A 232-nucleotide genomic window follows, 5' to 3' on the forward strand; every position below is an offset into this window, starting at 1 on the left:
GTGGCAAAGAAGGCTGCAAAGCCAAAAGCTGGGTTCCGCATTCCTATAAATATGCGCACTCCAGAGGAGGTGTTAGGTGCTGGTTATCGAGATGATACTTTCCGAAGAATAGCAGAGGCGCTGGATAGACCTGGGCTCAGGAAACTGGTTGATATAGCTAATCCTAGTGCCCTGGCTACTGATGATGTTTCCAAAGGGCTATATCTCCATAGTGACCGCTTAATTACAGGCG

General features: G+C 48.3%; 1 protein-coding gene. It reads left to right on the forward strand.

Annotation, left to right across the window (positions count from 1 at the left end; all coding sequences use genetic code 11):
* Positions 1-232 (forward strand): hypothetical protein (locus COZ07_RS03545; RefSeq protein ID WP_406607210.1); only part of this gene is annotated, 232 nt, incomplete at both ends.

The organism is Candidatus Infernicultor aquiphilus (assembly GCF_002784285.1).
Lineage (GTDB): Bacteria > Atribacterota > Phoenicimicrobiia > Phoenicimicrobiales > Phoenicimicrobiaceae > Infernicultor > Infernicultor aquiphilus.